Genomic DNA, 17,325 nt, shown 5'->3' with positions numbered 1-17,325 from the left:
ACATTTCCACGGCCACCGCGCGTGGCCACGGCCCGGTGCGGCCAACGCGCCGCAACTGCCTTGTGCGTGCAACGCCGGTGTTACCCGCGTTGCGCACCATCGCGGCCACCGCAGCGCGTGTTCCTTCCCTCTTCCGCAGTGAGAAGCTCCTGATGTCTTCAACCCCCAAGGCGATGGCCTGGTCGCCGCTGCCGCTGTGCCTGCTGTGCGTGATGCCGCTGGCCGCCGCCCAGCAGGCACCGGCGGCCGGCACCCCGGCTACGCCCGCTGCCAACGAAACGCCGGCCGCTGCGCGCGTCACCATCAACGAGTACCTGGTACGCGGCAACAGCGTGCTGGATGCACGCGACATCGAACGCGCGGTCACCCCGCACCTGGGCCCCGACCGCACCCTGCAGGACGTGGACGCCGCGCGGCTGGCGCTGCAGGCCGCGTACCAGCGCAAGGGCTACCAGTCGGTCTACGTCGACCTGCCCGAACAGCAGGTCAGCGGTGGCGTGGTGATCCTGCAGGTGACCGAAACCCGCGTGGGCCAGGTCAACGTGGTGGGCGCGCGCTACAACGATGCCGCGCGTCTGCGCGAGCGCGTGCCGGCGCTGCAGCCGGGCCAGGTGCCCGATTTCGACGGTGCGCAGCGCGAACTCACCGAACTCAACCGCGGCGGCAAGCGCCAGGTGGTGCCGCTGGTCAAACAAGGCGCCGCCGACGGCACCATGGACGTGGAGCTGAAGGTCGACGACAAGACGCCCTGGCGCTTCAGCGCCACCGTCAACAACGACCACAGCGTGGACACCGAGCCGCTGCGCAGCATCGTCAGCATCGGCCACGACAACCTGTGGCAGAAAGACCACACCGCCTCGCTGACCTTCTTCGCCGCCCCGCAGGACCTGGACCAGGCCAACGTGCTGTCGGCGTCCTACGGCCTGCCGCTGGGCAGCCCGGACTGGATGCTGGAATTCTCCGGCTACCGCTCCGACAGCAACGTGGTCTCCAGCGGCCAGACCAACGTCACCGGCAAGGGCCATGCGCTGGGCATCAAGCTCAACCACAGCCTGCCCATGACCGGCGCGTGGTGGCACCAGCTGTCGGTCGGCATCGACTTCAAGGACCTGGACGAATCGGTGGCCATGGTGGGCCAGGCGTCGGACTTCGCACCGCTCAAGTACGCACCGCTGACGCTGGGCTACAGCGGCTTCCGCCAGGGCGACAAGCACCAGCTCAGCGTGGCACTGCAGGCCGTGTTCGGCGCGCGCAGCCTGCTGGGCTATGGCAGCAGCGACGACGAGTTCGACTGGAAGCGCGCCTACGCCGATTCCAGCTTCTTCGCGCTCAAGCTGGACCTCAGCGACACCTACACCCTGGACAGCGGCGCGCAGTGGTTCGCGCGCATCTCGGCGCAGATGACCGACCAGCCGCTGGTCTCCGGCGAGCAGTTCGCCGCCGGCGGCATGTACACCACGCGCGGCTACCGCTCGGCCGAAGGCATCGGCGATTACGGCGCCCTGGCCACGCTGGAATGGCGCACCCGCCCGTTCGCGCTGTGGGGCCTGCAGGACTGGCGCCTGTACGCCTTCGTCGATGGCGCCTGGCTGGGCCTGCGCCGGCCGCTGCCCGAGCAGGCCGACAGCAGCTGGATGTCCGCCGCCGGCCTGGGCAGCAGCCTGCGCATCAGCGACCACTTCAACCTGCGCCTGGACTACGGCCACACGCTCAGCGATGGCCCCACCACCACCAAGGGCGCGAACCGACTGCACCTGAGCGTCGGCGCCAGTTACTGAGCCCGACCCCCGACTTCCCCGGAGATATTTCCCATGCAACGCCTTCTTGCCCTGTTGTTGTTCTGCCTGAGCATGTGCACGCTCGGCACCGCCCGTGCCGATACCCCGTGGTGGCAGGCCGACTGGAAGTACCGCAAGCCCATCACCGTGGACGCCGGCCCCAACGGCGCCGCGCTCGGCGGCAACCTCGGCCGCACCCCCGTGCTGGTGCGCCTGCACACCGGCAACTTCGCCTTCGACGGCGTGGCCGACGGCGGCAGCGACATCCGCTTCATCGGTGCCGACGGCCGCACCGTGCTCAACCACCAGGTGGAGCAGTACGACGCCAGCCTGGGCATGGCCCTGATCTGGGTGGACGTGCCGGCCATCAGCGGCACCGCGCCGCAGACCCTGTGGATGTACTACGGCAACGCCGGTGCACCGGCGGCCGGCAACGGCCAGCGCGTGTTCGACCCGGACTACAGCGCGGTGTACCACTTTGCCGAAGGCAACGAGCCGCGCGACACCACCGCCTACGTCAACCACCCCAGCGGCCCGTTCAAGGCCGCCGACGGCGCCATCATCGGGCGCGGTGCGCAGTTGGCCGGCCAGCCGCTGCACCTGCCCGGTTCGCCGTCGCTGGCCATCGCCGCCAACGGCGCGATGACCGTCTCGGCCTGGATCAAGCCGGCCCAGCTCGGCCCGGACCAGGCCGTCTACAGCCGCCGCGAAGGCGACAACGTGCTGATCATCGGCCTCGACAACGGCGTGCCCTACGTGCGCGTCAACCAGCAGCGCAGCCAACCGGTGCCGGCACTGGCGGCGGGGCAGTGGGCGCACCTGGCGGTAACTGCCAGCGATGGCGCGGTGGTGCTGTACGTGGGCGGCCGCGAGGCCACCCGCATCGAGGCCAGCCTGCCGGCGCTGGCCGGTGAGGCGCTGCTGGGCGCCGACGTGGCCCCGGCCGCGGGCGCCACCGCCGCGGTGGCCATGGCCCAGCCGTTCCTGGGCGACATCGACGAAGTGCGCGTGTCCAAGGTGGCCCGCCCGGCCACCCAGCTGCTGGCCGACGCCAGCGCGCAGGGCGCCGAATCGCGCCTGGTTGCCTTCGGCGAAGACGAACAGTCCGCCGGCGTCAGCCACTTCGGTTTCATCCTCAAGGCGATGCCGGTCGACGCCTGGGTGGTGGTGGCCATGCTCGGCCTGATGCTGCTGCTGTCGTGGGCCATCATGATCACCAAGAGCCGCTACTTCGGCATCGTCGCCAAGGCCAACGAGGCCTTCACCGTGCAGTACCGCAAGGTCACCGGCGCACCGGTGGCCTCGCTGCAGGAACTGGAACGCACCGGCACGCTGGCCCCGCAGATCCGCGAGAGCTCCACGCTGTGGCGGCTGTACCGCATCGCGATGGAAGAAATGGACGGGCGCGGCTCGCACCACCACGGCCTCACCGCGGCGGCCATCACCTCCATCCGCGCCTCGATGGACGCCGAAGTCACCCGTGAAACCGAGCGCATGTCCAAGCGCATGAACTGGCTGTCCACCACCATCGAAGGCGCGCCGTACATCGGCCTGTTCGGCACGGTGATCGGCATCATGCTGGTGTTCGTGGTGGCCGCGATGGCCGGTGCGGTGGACATCAACTCCGTTGCCCCCGGCATGGCCGCCGCGCTGCTGTGTACCGCAGCCGGCCTGGGCGTGGCGATCCCGGCGTTGTTTGGCTACAACTGGCTGGCCTCGCGTGCCGAAGCCATTGCCGCGGACATGTCGGTGTTCGTCGACGAGTTCACCGCGCGCCTGGCCGAAGAGTTCGACCGCAGCGCACCGGCCGCCTTCGCGCGTCCGGTCCAGGCCTGAGGCACACGACCATGGCCAGGGCAAAACGGTTCGGCATCAAGAAGCGCGAAAAGGGCATCAACGTCACCCCGTTCGTCGACGTGCTGCTGGTGGTGCTGGTGATCTTCATCCTCACCAGCAACGCCTCCATTCCGGGAATCCAGGTCAACCTGCCCAAGGCCAGCTCCAGCATGGCGCTGGAAAAGCCGAAGACCAAGGCGATCACCGTCGACAACGCCGGGCAGATCTTCCTCGACGCCTACCCGGTGAGCCTGGCCGAGCTGGAAGACCGCCTGCGCACCGAAAAGGCACTCACCCCCGACTTCCCGGTGATCGTGCGCGGCGATGCCCAGGTGCAGTACGCACGCGTGGTGGAGGTTCTTGACCTGCTGCGCCGGATCGACCTCAACCAGGTTGGCCTGGTGACCGGCAAACCACAGGGGTGATGGCGTGACTGCACTCAATCCCCGTGCGCAGGGCGCGGCCGGCTGGCAGCGCTGGTGGCCGCTGGCCGCGCTGCTGGCCGGCATCGCGCTGCTCGCGCTGCTGGCATGGCTGCTGCTGTTCAAGGACACCGCCAGTACCCGCCGCCCGCAGGTGGAGGTGCCGATGGTGATGCTGCCCCCACCGCCGCCCCCGCCACCGCCGGAACCGGAGCCCGAGCCCGAACCCAAGCCCGAGGAGGTGATGCCCGAACCGGAGCCGCTGGACGAGGTGCCCAAGCCCACCGAGGAAGCGCCCACCCCGGACACCGCCGACCCGGTGACCATGGACGCCACCGCGCAGGCCGGTACCGACAGTTTCGGCATCCAGTCCGGCAGCGGCGGTGGCCGCAGTGGCACCGGTAGCGGTGGCGCCGGCAACGGCACGTACGGGCGCTACCTGGGCTACGTGCTGCAGCAGGCCGTCGCACGCGACGAGCAGGTTCGCCGGCTGTCGTTCCAGCTCACCGTCAACATCTGGCTGGATCCGACCGGTGCGGTCACGCGGGTGGAACTGCTGCGTGGCAGCGGCAATCCCGAGGCCGACGAACGCGTGCTGCAGGCGATCCGCGCGGTGGGCCGCATCGACGAGCGCCCGCCGGCGTCGCTGGATTTCCCGGCGCGCGTGCTGGTGCAGGGCCGGCGCCCGGCCGGCTAGGCGCGGCCGCCTCCTTCTTCCCGACTTTCCTTTTTCTGCGAGCAAGCTGATGACCCGTTCAACCTATTCCGCCGCGCTGCTGGGCCTGCGCCGTTCCGCCCTCGCCGCCGGTGTCGTGCTGGTGCTGGCCAGCGGCGCCGCCCATGCCCAGGACGGCAGCGGCGAAAGCACGATGATCAAGCTGATCCGTGGCCTGATCGACAGCGGCGCGCTCAAGCCCGAGGCGGGCCAGGCACTGCTGCTGGAAGCCCAGCGCGAAGCGGCCGTGGCGCGCCCGGCAGCCGCAGCCGGCGCCATCGCCGCGCAGCCCGGCGACGTGCGCGTGCCGTACATCCCGCAGACCGTGCGCGATGAGATCCGCGAGGAGCTCAAGACCAGCGTGATGGCCCAGGCCAAGGCCGAAGGCTGGGCCGCACCGGACCAGGTGCCCGACTGGACCCAGCGCCTGCGTGTGCAGGGCGACGTGCGCGTGCGCAATGAAAGCCGCCTGTATTCGGACCGCAACAGCGACATCGAAGTGGATTGGGCGCGGATCAACGCCGGCAACGGTTACGACGTCAACGGCAACACCAACCTGGGCCTGCCGCCGCTGCGCAACACGCGCGAAGACCGCAACAATTCCTGGCGCATCCGCGCGCGCCTGGGCGTGGTGGCCGAGCTGGGCGAGCACACCCGGGCCGGCGTGCGCCTGGCCACCGGCAACGACAACGGCCCGGTGTCGTCCACCCAGACCCTGGGCGGCGGCCTGGCCAAGAAGGATGCCTGGCTCGACCAGGCCTGGCTGTCCTACACACCGGTGCAGGGCCTGGACATCATCGGCGGCCGCTTCGGCAACCCGTACTGGTCCACCGACACGCTGTTCTCCAACGACCTCAACTTCGACGGCCTGGCCTTCAAGTACGCCTACCCGCTGGGCGGCGAGGGGCTGTCGCTGTTCGCCACGCTGGGCCTGACCCCGTTGGAGTACTCGTCCGACGGTTTCCCCAACACCAGCCAGACCAAGATGAAGAGCGAGAACAAGTGGCTCAACGGTGTGCAGGTCGGCGCCGACTGGCAGTTCGGCGACCAGCAGAAACTGCGCGCCGCAGTGGGCTACTTCGACTTCCGCAACATCGCCGGCGAATACTCCCAGCCCTGCGCGCTGTACGCCGGTGCCGACCACTGCAGCAGCGACTGGTCGCGCCCGGCGTTCATGCAGAAGGGCAACACGCTGATGCTGCTGCGGAACATCGCGCTCGATCCGCTCGACCCGGCCAACACCCCGATGCCGCAGTACGTGGGCCTGGCCTCCGAGTTCGAACTGCTGGACCTCAACCTGGCGTGGGAAACCCCCACCTTCGCCGGTTACGCGCTGCGCGTGGAAGGCCATGGCATCAAGAACCTCGCCTTCGACCGCAACCGCATGTGGTCGCGCGCGCAGGGCGGCATCGTCACCAACCTGGGCGCCGCCGCCAACGGCGTGGCCGGCCCGCAGGACATCCAGAGCGGTGACATGGCCTACATGGCGCAGGCCACCTTCGGCCAACTGGCGCTCAAGCAGGCCGGCGACTGGAACGTGTGGCTGGGTTACAAGCGCCTGGAAGCCGATGCGCTGCCCGATGCCTACAACGATTCCAACTTCCACCTGGGCGGCACCAATGCCAAGGGCTACTACCTGGGCAGCTCCTACATGTTCGACAAGAACGTGTGGCTGACCGGCCGCTGGATGGCGGCCAAGGAAGTCACCGGCGCGCCGCAGTCCATCGACGTCTTCCAGCTGGAAGTGAACGCTGGCTTCTGACCTGTTGGCCGGTGCACCCGCGCCGGCCGTTTCCCTGCTGGATACCCCATGACCACTGACGACACCCTGCACACGCTGCCTGACGCGCCCGACCAGGCCGCGCCCGATGCCATCGAAGCCGACGCCGCTGCGCCGACCTCGCCGCCGCTGTACCGCACCCCGGTAGTGCTCTCTTCGCACACCCACGCGCACTGGCGCCTGCTGCCCGGCGACGCCGCGTTCGCCGCCGCCAGCCACGCCGTTCCGCTGGTCATCGGCGAATTCGCCGCCGCGGCCCGCGATTACCCGCTGGTGTTCGTCGGCGCCGACGCCGCCCCGGTGGCCGTGCTCGGCCTGCAGGCCGAACACAACCGCTTCGTGGTGGCCGACCACTGGCAAACCGGCACCTACGTGCCCGCGTATGTGCGCCGCTATCCGTTCGTGTTCGCCCGCACCACCGAGCCCGACGGCCACGTGTTGGCCATCGACGCCGACGCCCCGATGCTGCGCACCAGTGGCGACGAAGGCCAGCCCCTGTTCGACGCCGACGGCCAGCCCAGCGCGCTCACCCGCCAGGCCCTGGCGTTCTGCGAGGCGTTCACCCGCGACGCCACCGCCACGGCGGCCTTCAGCGCCGCGCTGGTCACTGCCGGCGTGCTGGTGGAACGCCAGGCCGACGTGGTGCATCCCGACGGCCGCCAGTCCAGCCTGCTCGGCTTCCAGCTGATCGATGCCGAACGCTTCGCCGCACTCCCCGACGCCACCGTGCTGGCCTGGCACCGCCAGGGCTGGCTGGCGCTGGTGCATTTCCACATGGCCTCGCTGGCCCGCTTCAAGGACCTACTCACCGCCTGACCGTTTCAACCGGGACACCGGACAGAACAACGACACGGACGTCGTGGACCGCACACGCGGTTCGCCACTGCCAGGCAGGTGGGAAGACCTCGCCCTGGCCCCGGCAGTCTGTCCGGTACCCGACCCTCGTTCCCTCTACGCGCGCTCCCGGTAGAGCCACCCCAAGGGTGGCTGCACGAAATCTCCCCCAAACTCCAAAACGCACCCACGGCATGGCCCAACCGTGGTTTCCCCATTCGCTACCTGCCACCCTGGGGTACGGGGGCCGTCCCAGAAGCGCGCGCGGTCGCGCAGTCTGCTATCACCGACGTAATCACGCCCTTCCCGGCGACATCCACCACAGCGAAGCAGCTGCCGAACACGCGCTTCTGTGCCTCCCCCTGCTTGCCTGGCGTGCCCGGCGTATACCCCGACATAACCACCTCATAGCGCGTTCCCGCCCGTAACGCAGGGGCGGACGCGTCCCCGTGACCATAAACAAGGCACTGGCTGGGCGGCAGCGCAGGTTCGGCAGTTCCCGACCGCAGGAAGATGTGCTCCCACACGGGTACGCCTCCCGCACCACTGTCTCTTACCGACACTCTTGCGATGATCGGCGCGTTGCTGCGTGTTTCCCGCGTGTCAGGCACCCCAAAACAAGGCACGCCATCGCGATCCTGGATCGTCGCGGGCTGGTAGCGCCCCGGTGGCGATGCATCGCTGGCCATCATCGGCAGAAGAAGGCCCAGCAGGGCCAAGGGCAGTTGCACTCGCATCATCGGGTCGTCCTCGGAAGGTTATCCTTGCTGCTGTGGTCGGCAAAGAACGCGGAGGTAGAGCCACCCCATGGGTGGCTACAAGCAACCTCACCCAAACTCCAAAACGCACGCACGGCACATCATTACCGCCGGCTCATCGCCACCAGAACCACAGCGCCTGCGCGCCCTGGCCCACGCTGTAATCGCCTCGACCCGCGGCAATATCCACCACGCCCTGTCGAAGACTTCCCATCGCGGCCCCTCCCAGCCGCAGCGTGGCGCGCGCGCCGTCCACATCCCACTGCCAGAACGCCACATCCTCATCCACCGTCAGCCGTAACGTTGCCGGGGCGTCCCACCGCGCATCGCGGTTGTTCGGCACGGCCAGCTGCGCTGGACTGGGTGGAGAGAGCTGCAGCGTCCGTGTCGCGCCCGGACCGTCCAGCGCCAGCGCATCCAACAACGCCAGCATCGACGCGCAGCCGACGGCATCGGCGCCGATATGCCAGCCCGGGTAGTTGCGCAGGTTCTCCCGATAACGCCAGAGCGACACGGTGCCGTGTTGGTGCCACGCATGGGATCGTTTCATGGCCGAAGTGTCCCAGAAACGTGGGCCGTCCACGCTGGGCTGCAGGTATCGCAATGGCTGCGACGCAGGGCAGGGTTCTGGACGTTCAGGGGGGTGTGGCGATGGGCCACAAGGCAAGGATGGTGCGCCCGGAGGGATTCGAACCCCCGACCAATGGCTTCGGAAGCCACTACTCTATCCGGCTGAGCTACGAGCGCGTTGTGTCCTGCAGTCCCGGGCGCCGGTGCGGGCCGCCGTACGCCGTGATGGCGCGGGAGGAGCATTCTAGCGGTAAACGCGGCGCAGGTCTGCCCCCCGTTCAATTGCCCGGCACGGCAACGCTCGCGGCGGGGCTTGGCGGTATCCTTTGCGCATGGCTTACGAACGTTTTGAAGCCCCCGACGGTCCCGCACCGTCGCGTTGGGGCCAGTACTGGAAACTGATGCGCGCCGATCGCCCGATCGGCACCCTGCTGCTGCTGTGGCCCACCTGGTGGGCATTGTGGCTGGCCGCCGGTGGCCTGCCGCCGCTGTGGACCCTGTTCGTGTTCAGTGCCGGGGTCTGGCTGACGCGTTCGGCCGGCTGCGTCATCAACGACTACGCCGACCGCTGGCTGGACCCGCACGTCAAGCGCACCAAGGACCGCCCGCTGGCCAGTGGCCGGGTGTCCGGGCGCGAGGCGCTGCTGCTGTTCGCCGGGCTGATGCTGGTGGCCTTCGCGCTGGTGCTCACCCTGAACCGGCTGACCATTGGCTTGAGCTTCATCGGCATCTTCCTGGCCGCCAGCTACCCCTACCTCAAGCGCTACACGCACCTGCCGCAGGTGTACCTGGGCATGGCCTTCGGCTGGGGCATCCCGATGGCGTTCGCCGCCGTGCAGGGCGAGGTGCCGGTGGTGGGCTGGCTGCTGTATGGCGCCAACATCCTGTGGTCCACCGCCTACGACACCTGGTACGCCATGGTGGACCGCGACGACGACCTCAAGATGGGCTCCCATTCCACGGCCATCCTGTTCGGCGACCTGGACCTGGTCATCCAGGGCATCCTGTTTACTCTGTTCCTGGGCACCATGAGCCTGGTGGGCCTGCGCGCCGGCCTGGGTGCGGCGTACTGGATGTCGGTGGGCGTGGCCGCGCTGCTGATCGCCTACCAGTTCCTGCTGTGCCGCAAGCGCGAGCGCGATGCCTGCTTCAAGGCCTTCCTGCACAACAACTGGGTGGGCGCCACCCTGTTCGCCGGCATCGCCGCGGCCCTGGCGTTCCATTAAAACGCCCCGACCAACGGTCGGGGCCTACCGACCGGTCGCGGTGCCATGCCCCGGTAGTGCCGGCCGCTGGCCGGCTCCCGACCATCCCGAGGCGCCGCCCCCGCGGCCGTCACCGCGCACCTCGCCCCTACGACCAATAGGCGACTGACAGCCCGCCACCCAACCCACACACTGCTCTCCATCTGAATCACCTGGGAGGGTAGGGCGATGGCCACGTCGGCAGCAGCACAAGACGGTTGGATGGCGCGCGCAGCACTGCGCTCGGCCGCGTGGGCGGAAAAATGGTTCCCCGACGCCTACGTGTTCGCCGTGCTCGGCGTGGTCATCGTGGCGGCCGCCGCCATCGGCTTCGGCGCCACCCCGCAGGCCACCGCCAGCGCCTTCGGCGAAGGCTTCTGGAGCCTCATCCCCTTCACCATGCAGATGGCCTTCGTGGTCATCGGCGGCTACGCCCTGGCCACCGCGCCCATCGTGGCGCGCTTCATCGACCAGCTGGCGCGGGTGCCGCGCACCGGCCGTGGCGCGGTGGTCTACGTGGGCCTGGTGAGCATGCTGGCCTCGCTGCTCAGCTGGGGCTTCTCGCTGGTATTTGGCGGCTTGCTGGTGCGCGCGCTGGCGCGACGCGAGGACCTGAAAATGGACTACCGCGCCGCCGGCGCCTCGGCCTACCTGGGCCTGGGCGCGGTGTGGGCGATGGGCCTGAGTTCCTCGGCCGCCCAGCTGCAGGCCAACCCGGCCAGCATGCCGCCGGGGCTGGTGGAGATCACCGGGGTGCTGCCCTTCACCGAAACCATCTTCCTTTGGCAGTCCATCGCGTTGACCGCCGCGTTGATCCTGGTGTCGCTGCTGATCGCCTGGCTCACCGCCCCCGGCCCGGCCACCGCCCGCACCGCAAGGGACTTCGACGGCGCCGCCCAGGCCGAGCCGCAACCGCTGCAGCCGCGCACCCGCCCGGGCGAGTGGCTGGAATACAGCCCGTTGCTCACCGTGCTGCTTTCGCTGCTGGCGTTCGGCTGGCTGTTTGGCGAATTTGCCAACAAGCCGCTGGTGAGCGCCATCGCCAACCTCAACACCTACAACTTCCTGTTCATTTCGCTGGGCCTGCTGCTGCACTGGCGCCCGCGCAGCTTCCTCAACGCCGTGGCCAAGGCCGTGCCCAGCACCACCGGCGTGCTCATCCAGTTCCCGCTGTACGGCGGCATCGCCATGATCCTCACCCACGCGGTGGGCAGCGGCGACGAAACCCTGGCGCACCGGTTGTCCAGCCTGTTCGTGCACATCGCAACCGCCGACACCTTCGCCCTGGTCATGGGCGTGTACTCGGCGGTGCTGGGCTTCTTCGTGCCCTCTGGCGGCGGCAAGTGGATCATCGAGGCGCCGTATGTGATGCAGGCGGCCAATGAGCTCAAGGCCCACCTGGGCTGGGCGGTGCAGGTGTACAACGCTGCCGAAGCGCTACCCAACCTGATCAACCCGTTCTGGATGCTGCCGCTGTTGGGCGTGCTGGGGTTGAAGGCGCGTGACATTGTGGGCTTCACCTTCATCCAGCTGCTGGTGCATATCCCGTTGGTACTGGGGTTGTTGTGGCTGCTGGGCATGACGCTGACGTACGTGCCGCCGGTCATGCCGTAAGGCCAGCGGGGCAGAGCCCCGCTCTACGAGGTGGGTGGGCATGCCGCGTAGAGCCGGGCTCTGCCCGGCTGCTTCGGATCAACGGCAGCGGGGCAGAGCCCCGCTCTACGAGGTGGGTGGGCATGCCCGTAGAGCCGGGCTCTGCCCGGCTGCTTTGGATCAACGACAGCGGGGCAGAGCCCCGCTCTACGTGGGGGCAGGTGCGGTGTCGGCCAGCAGCGTTGGCAACTGTGCCAGCACCGCCTCGCAGTGCGCGGGCGACAGCACCGCTGCCAGTGCCGGGGCCAGCCGGCGTTGCAGGTCGGCCAGCGCCAGGTGCGGCGCGCGTGGCTGTGCCGCGTGCGCGGCGCCGATGGCGCTGAGCAGCTGTTCGGCCACCGCGTGATGCACCTGCCGCTGCGCGGTGTTTTTCGGCGCACCCAGGATGCGGACCAGCACCCCACGGCAGGCCAGTTGCACCCGCGTCGCGCTGCCGGCAGCGGGAAGTTCCAGCGCCCGCAGCCGCAGTACCTGCAATGCCTGCAGCGCCTGCAGGCAATGCAACCGCTCGGCAGGCGTACGCGGCGTGGCCAACAAGCCCCGCAGCTGCCGTTGCAGTTGCAGCCGTGCGGCGGCCCCGATCGTGCTGGTTTCCAGTTGATGGCGCAGCTGGCTGTGCAACGCATCCGCCTCATGGCGTGGGTTGACCGGCAGCGTGTCCACTGCGCCAAGGTAGTCCCACCCCGCGTCACGCACCTCCGGGGCACGTTCGCGCGCCCAATGGCGAATGCGCACGTCTTCGTCCGCACTCAAATGCGCCTCGCACGCCTCTGCGGCTACCGCATCGCGCAGCAGCGAACAGAAATGCAGGTCATACCGGTAACGCTGCTGTGGGGTATCCGCTTCGGCTCCACTGCCTTCGCCGGGCAGCGCCAGCATTGCGGCCTGCAGCTGCTGGCCGAAGCCCGTCACGCGTTGATGCAGGCAACGCCGGCGCAGGCGGTGCAGGTCGCGTTCCTGGCCGTGCTCGTCCACGCCCCATCGCGGCCCCACGTGCGCGCGGCAGGCGTGGAAATCCGCGCAACCGGTGGGTGGCAGCAACGCCCGCAGGCGGCGGTGCTGGCGCGATAGCCCGGCCTGCACCTGTTGCAACGGCAGCGGGGCCCAGGCATCTGCCTCGCCGTGTTCCCAAGGCGCTGGCACACCCGGCAGAGGCACCAGCCACGCGCAGTGCTTGTGCGGGTGCGGGCGGTTGAGCAGGGTCAATATCCGCGCCAACCCCGCGCTGTCCACTGCCGTGTCCAGGTAGGCCAGCGCCATCCGCGCATCCAGGTAGGGCAGGGCGTGCGGGTCGCTGGCAATCAGTAGTTGCGCCTGCTGCTGCGCCGCGCTGGCTCGCCCGCAGCCGGGGCCGATCATCGCGCTGTGTATCGCCCCGTCCCTAGCAAAGGCGCGCTGGTAGCGGCGCATGGTGTCGGCATCGTGCACCAGCAGCACCGCGCGCAGGTTGCGTTCGGTGTGCTGCAAGGTATCGCGCAGGTGCTGGGCGATGGTCGACGCCCAGCGGCCGCTGGGCGGCGCGGCGGGCTCAACCAGAAGCGTGGCCCCGCGCTTGGCTTTCTGCCGCCGTGGCGGGGTGGGCTGCAGCGCATGGTGGTACACCGGCGCCAACAGGCCATCGGCGATGGCGTCGGCATTGCTGCACGCAAACAGCAGCGGGTCGCTCGCCGCACTCCCCACCGTTTCCGGCGGCGGGCCGTTGCCCAGCCACAGCCACCCGGCGCGCGGTAGCCGCTCACGCGCGCGTTCCACCCACGCCGGCTGGCTGGCCTGCAGGTGGGCGTCTGCCAGCACGATCAGGTCGTCACCGTCATGCCCGGCATCGCGGCGGCGCAGCCAGGCCTGCAGTGTGCCCGGCGTGGTCTGCAGGGTGCAGCCGCGCCCGTCGGCCATGAAGGCCGCCAGCCGCCGCCCGGGCGACACCGGCTGTTCGCCCCGCCTGCCCGGCTGAGGCGCAACGGCAGGGTGCTGCTGCACCAGTAATACCCGGCAGTGGCGCAACCACGGGTCGCGCTGCACGTGCTGCACCAACCAGTGCCACGTAAGCGCCATGCCGGCGCCTGCTGCCAGCCGCAGATGCCCGCGGCCCCGGCAGCCCTGCGCATCGATACGCCGCAACTGCGCCAGCCCGGCTTGCACCGCGAAGAACTGCGCCGCCCGCGCAATACGCGGTTGGCCGTCCGCACCGGTGTGCATGAAACCCCGCAGCAGCGCCAACACCCGCGCCGGCGCCGCCACGCCGGCCAGCAACGGCGCGTGCACCGCGCGCAGCCAGCGGCCATTGGCCTCTGCGGCACCGGTCCGGGGCATGGGCACGGTATCGCGCAGCTGCTGCACGGCGTCCGCGGTCCAGCCGTGATCGCGCCACCGCACCCAGCCGCCCGCCGGTGCGCCGCTGCACGCATAGCGCCCGCCGCGCCGGTCCAGCGCCAGCAGCAACGGCGGGCTGCACGCATTGCCGCGGGCGCGCACCTGCCGGTAGTGCAAGGCAATGGCCGCCGCATCCCGGCCCCAGCGCGCCTGCCCATCGCGCTCCACGCACAGCAGCCGCAGCAAGGGCAGGCCGTTGACGTAGCCGACCAGCACATCAATCCGTGGCGCCGCATCCAGCAGCGGCTGGCCCTCGTCACGCGCGCTGGCGATGTCCCATTGGTTGTTAAGCGGCTCGGCCCAATCCACCAGCGGCACCGTGGCCCGCACCGTGCGGCCATCTGGCAGCCGCTGCGCTACGCATACCCCGTTGCGCAGCGCGACCAGCAGGGCGTCGTTGCCTGCCTGTGAGCCGCGCCGCAGCGGCCCTTGGGTTACGGCGGCCAGCACCTGCGCAATGCCGTCCGCATCCAGCGGCCACTTCTCACCGTGCGCCTCAAAGCGCAGCTGTTGCAGGTACTGCCGCAAACGACCGTCCAGCAGCATGCTGCCGTCATCGCCGCGCAGGGAACAGCGCCGGTTCGGTGCCAGGTACTGCCAGCCCAGCCGTTGCAACCAGCCCAAGGTGGAGCGGGTTACCACCCCGCGCACCGGGGCGCGGCTCATGACAGCGCGCCTTGCAGCGGGAAACGGAACAGTGGCGGCGTGGCGAAGCAGAAGGTTCGATAGCGCATGCCCGCAGTCTGGCGCAGCCACTACGGGCCACGCCGTGTGCACCATTCCGTTTCCTGCACATCTGCTGCACGGCGTAGTGAACAGTTTCAATGCACTGAAGCATGCACATAGCGTGTGCCAATCAAGCCGGCACGCGCCGCAGTGTCAGCCCGCTTTCGCCGGCCGCTCTTCCAGCTCCGCCAGATCACCGTCCAGTGCCTGCTCCAATGCGCCCAAGCGCGAACGCAACCGCGCACGCTGCCCACGCAGCGCCTCCAGCGTGGGCACCTGGGCGTGCTCGCCCGGCTGCACATAACGCGCGATGCTCAGGTTGCTGCCCTGCAGGGCCAGCATCTGCGGTGACGCCAGGCAGGCCACACCGGCTACGTCCTCGCGGCGGCGGCACAGCGCCAGCACCTGCTCGGCAGCGGCCTGGTCCAGCCGGGGGCCACGCTTGGTGGGCGGCTGCAGCTGGCGCGCGTCCACAAACAGCACGTTCTCGTCGTCGCGCATCGCGCGCAGCACCAGCAGCGCGGTCGCCACCGGGCTGCCCGCAAACAGCCGGTCGGGCAGGCCGACCACGGCCTCAATCAGGTTGGCGTCCAGCAGGCTGCGGCGAATCAACGCTTCCTCGCCATCGCGGAACAGCACCCCGTGCGGTACCACCATCGCAATGCGCCCGGTGTGCCGGTCCATCGTTCTCACCATGTGCTGCAACAGCGCCAGATGGCCCCATTGGCGTGGTGGCATGCCATGCACAAAGCGCTGGTGCGTATCGCGGATGCCGCGCTCGGGCGACCACGCCAGCGCAAACGGCGGGCGCGTGAGCTGCACGTGGAACCGCCGCAGCTCCCCGGTTGCATCCACCAAGGCGTCGTGCAGCAGCGGCATGCCCGCATGCACCGCGTGGTTGTCTTCGCCATGCAGCAGCAGGCGCAGGCGTGCACATGCCCAGGCGGTGTCGCTCTCTTCCTGGCCCAGCAACTGGTGCCGGCGTGCGCCGTGGGTGGTGCGCGCCCAGCGGCTGGCCGCCAGCAGCAGGCTGCCGTGGTGGCAGGCCACATCGCAGATGGTTTCGTCTTCGCGCGGGTCCATCAGCCCGGCCATCAGCCAGCCCAGCGGGTCGGGCACGTGGGCCACGGGCGCGGGTCTGCGGCGGGGCTGGCTGCGTTCCAGCAGGCGGTCCACCGCCTGCCCGATGTCGGCCCGGTAGGTGCCGCGCAGCGGGCGGAAGTCCAGCGCCGGCACTGTCATGCGGCCCAGCACGCGGGAGAGCGCCACATCGCGGTGCTCGGCATCGCGCGGCCAGCCATCGTGCAGGCGCAGCACATCGAACACCTCGGCCAGCGTGGCGCGGTTGGCCTGGGTGAGCTGCTGCAGCGCGGTGGTGATGCGGCGGTCATTGCCGGGGGCGAAACGCTGGCGGAACAGCAGCTCAAAGCGCGCCTCGGGCGGGACTACCAGCAGCTGCGCCCCGGGCGCGGTGGGCGGCCAGTGCAGCGGCGCGCCGTAGGTTTGGTCCGGGTCTTGCGCGGCGGCATCGGTGTCGCTGGCGATCTTGAGCAGCAACAGCGCCAACAGCAGGTAGGTGGCCGCATTGGCATCAGCGGCGTCGTTGAGGGGTTCGCGCGCGGCGCTCAGCGCGGCGTGCGTGGCGTGTGCACCGGGCAGGCCCGCCATCATCTTCATGCGCCACTCCCCTGCAACACCTGCTCGGCCACCACGGCAATCTCCTGTTGGCGAATGTGGATCAGCGCTTCCAGGCAGCGCTGTTCGGCCTGCGCCGCACTGGCAATGCCCACAATGCGGCGCTGCTGCGCCACCGGCGGCACATGCACCGGCAACTGCGCCACCGCTGTTTTGCGCAGGCTCTGCTGGCGTGACCCGGCCGCCTGCTGGCGCAGGTACGCCTGTGCCGCGCGCTGGTTCAACTGCCAGGCCAGAAAGGCCGGCAGCAGATCGGGCGTGCACACCCGCAGCACATACAGGTGCGGGCTGCACACCGTGGATTCTGGCGGGTTGTGCAGCAGCATCGCCAGCGGGTGATTGCCGCGCCCGGCGATCAGAACATCCTGATCCTGCACCCAGTCGGGCGGCTTGCGCGCACGCAGTGCGGTGCGCAGCAGGTGGTCGCGTTCCTGCAGCCCATCCAGGGCAAGATTCTTGAGTTGAATGACCTGCACCGGGCCCTCCGGCACGGCGGCAATGGCACCGCGAAAGGGGTGGCCCTGGCGGATGCTGGCCACGTCGCCAAGCAGGGCAATGCGCGTGAGTGTGTTCATGCGTGCACCATGCGTTCGGGTATGCAGAGGGTCAACCGAACAGGCGGGCAGCATTCGCGATGATGCGAAGTGGAGTGCGGTGGATGTGCGGAAGTGGGATGAAGCTCGCAGGGGGTCGCAGCTGGTGCGAACGATGCGGTGAACTGGAGTTGGGGGTTTGGAGAGGTGGGGGTGATGGTGGGAATCTTCGTGCGCAAGCTGAAGGTGCGCGGGGCAACCACCGGTGCGATGTTTGCAGATGCTGCTTGTGCAAGTAGGCATCCAGTCACTGCCAATGATCTGTGCGCGTAACGTCTGCGTGGGTTGAGCCACGAGGCGCGCCAGAACCTTTGCAAGCAGCCGTGATCGCGATGGAATCGCCGCTCGCGG

At 69.4% G+C, this 17,325-nt stretch carries 12 protein-coding genes and 1 tRNA gene; 8 read left to right on the top strand and 5 right to left on the bottom strand.

What is annotated here, in order from left to right; genetic code table 11:
- The first annotated feature begins 152 nt into the window (after positions 1-152).
- From ACZ0AE_RS19065 to ACZ0AE_RS19040, 6 genes are read left to right on the top strand one after another with little or no spacing between them, the layout of a single operon-like run.
- The gene (locus ACZ0AE_RS19065) at positions 153-1,778 is read left to right on the top strand and encodes a ShlB/FhaC/HecB family hemolysin secretion/activation protein (RefSeq protein ID WP_463601895.1); all 1,626 of its coding nucleotides are present in this window, start codon (positions 153-155) and stop codon (positions 1,776-1,778) included.
- A gap of 33 nt (positions 1,779-1,811) precedes the next feature.
- Entirely contained in the window at positions 1,812-3,614 is a 1,803-nt protein-coding gene (locus tag ACZ0AE_RS19060; protein WP_463601894.1) for a DUF2341 domain-containing protein, read from the top strand.
- Between the two features lie 11 nt (positions 3,615-3,625).
- Positions 3,626-4,039, top strand: a complete 414-nt coding sequence (locus ACZ0AE_RS19055) for an ExbD/TolR family protein (protein ID WP_038685716.1) — start codon at positions 3,626-3,628, stop codon at positions 4,037-4,039.
- Positions 4,040-4,043: 4 nt separating this feature from the next.
- Positions 4,044-4,733, top strand: coding sequence for an energy transducer TonB family protein (locus tag ACZ0AE_RS19050; RefSeq protein WP_241658989.1), 690 nt, complete (start codon positions 4,044-4,046; stop codon positions 4,731-4,733).
- 49 nt (positions 4,734-4,782) lie between these two features.
- Positions 4,783-6,513, top strand: a complete 1,731-nt coding sequence (locus tag ACZ0AE_RS19045; RefSeq protein WP_314402822.1) for a putative porin — start codon at positions 4,783-4,785, stop codon at positions 6,511-6,513.
- A gap of 48 nt (positions 6,514-6,561) precedes the next feature.
- Positions 6,562-7,347, top strand: a complete 786-nt coding sequence (locus ACZ0AE_RS19040; protein WP_463601893.1) for a SapC family protein — start codon at positions 6,562-6,564, stop codon at positions 7,345-7,347.
- An 891-nt stretch (positions 7,348-8,238) separates the two neighbouring features.
- On the opposite strand, the gene ACZ0AE_RS19035 is transcribed toward ACZ0AE_RS19040, so the two are convergent.
- Together ACZ0AE_RS19035 and ACZ0AE_RS19030 are read right to left on the bottom strand one after the other, a co-directional pair.
- A complete protein-coding gene (locus ACZ0AE_RS19035; RefSeq protein ID WP_463601892.1) occupies positions 8,239-8,673 on the bottom strand; it encodes a hypothetical protein in 435 nt (144 codons plus the stop codon).
- Between the two features lie 120 nt (positions 8,674-8,793).
- Positions 8,794-8,870: transfer RNA gene (locus ACZ0AE_RS19030), tRNA-Arg, on the bottom strand.
- A gap of 155 nt (positions 8,871-9,025) precedes the next feature.
- Here ACZ0AE_RS19030 and ubiA point away from each other — a divergent pair.
- Complete coding sequence (gene ubiA, locus ACZ0AE_RS19025) at positions 9,026-9,919, top strand: 4-hydroxybenzoate octaprenyltransferase (protein ID WP_313424924.1); 894 nt, start codon at positions 9,026-9,028, stop codon at positions 9,917-9,919.
- A 207-nt stretch (positions 9,920-10,126) separates the two neighbouring features.
- Complete coding sequence (locus tag ACZ0AE_RS19020) at positions 10,127-11,551, top strand: short-chain fatty acid transporter (RefSeq protein WP_463601891.1); 1,425 nt, start codon at positions 10,127-10,129, stop codon at positions 11,549-11,551.
- A 186-nt stretch (positions 11,552-11,737) separates the two neighbouring features.
- On the opposite strand, the gene ACZ0AE_RS19015 is transcribed toward ACZ0AE_RS19020, so the two are convergent.
- The 3 genes from ACZ0AE_RS19015 to ACZ0AE_RS19005 form a co-directional block, all read right to left on the bottom strand.
- Complete coding sequence (locus tag ACZ0AE_RS19015) at positions 11,738-14,626, bottom strand: type I restriction endonuclease (RefSeq protein WP_463601890.1); 2,889 nt, start codon at positions 14,624-14,626, stop codon at positions 11,738-11,740.
- Positions 14,627-14,839: 213 nt separating this feature from the next.
- Positions 14,840-16,363: an HsdM family class I SAM-dependent methyltransferase gene (locus ACZ0AE_RS19010; protein WP_463601889.1), complete on the bottom strand. Its 1,524-nt coding sequence runs from the start codon at positions 16,361-16,363 to the stop codon at positions 14,840-14,842.
- Positions 16,360-16,956 carry a restriction endonuclease subunit S gene (locus tag ACZ0AE_RS19005; protein WP_137190681.1) on the bottom strand — a complete coding sequence of 199 codons (597 nt, stop codon included), beginning with the start codon at positions 16,954-16,956 and terminating at the stop codon, positions 16,360-16,362. Before ACZ0AE_RS19005 ends, ACZ0AE_RS19010 begins: the two co-directional genes overlap by 4 nt.
- Between the last annotated feature and the right edge of the window lie 369 nt (positions 16,957-17,325).

It is taken from the genome of Stenotrophomonas sp. AC248 (genome assembly GCF_979258185.1).
The sequence above is the reverse complement of the archived record's forward strand: the minus strand, read 5'-3'. Positions and strand labels throughout refer to the sequence as shown.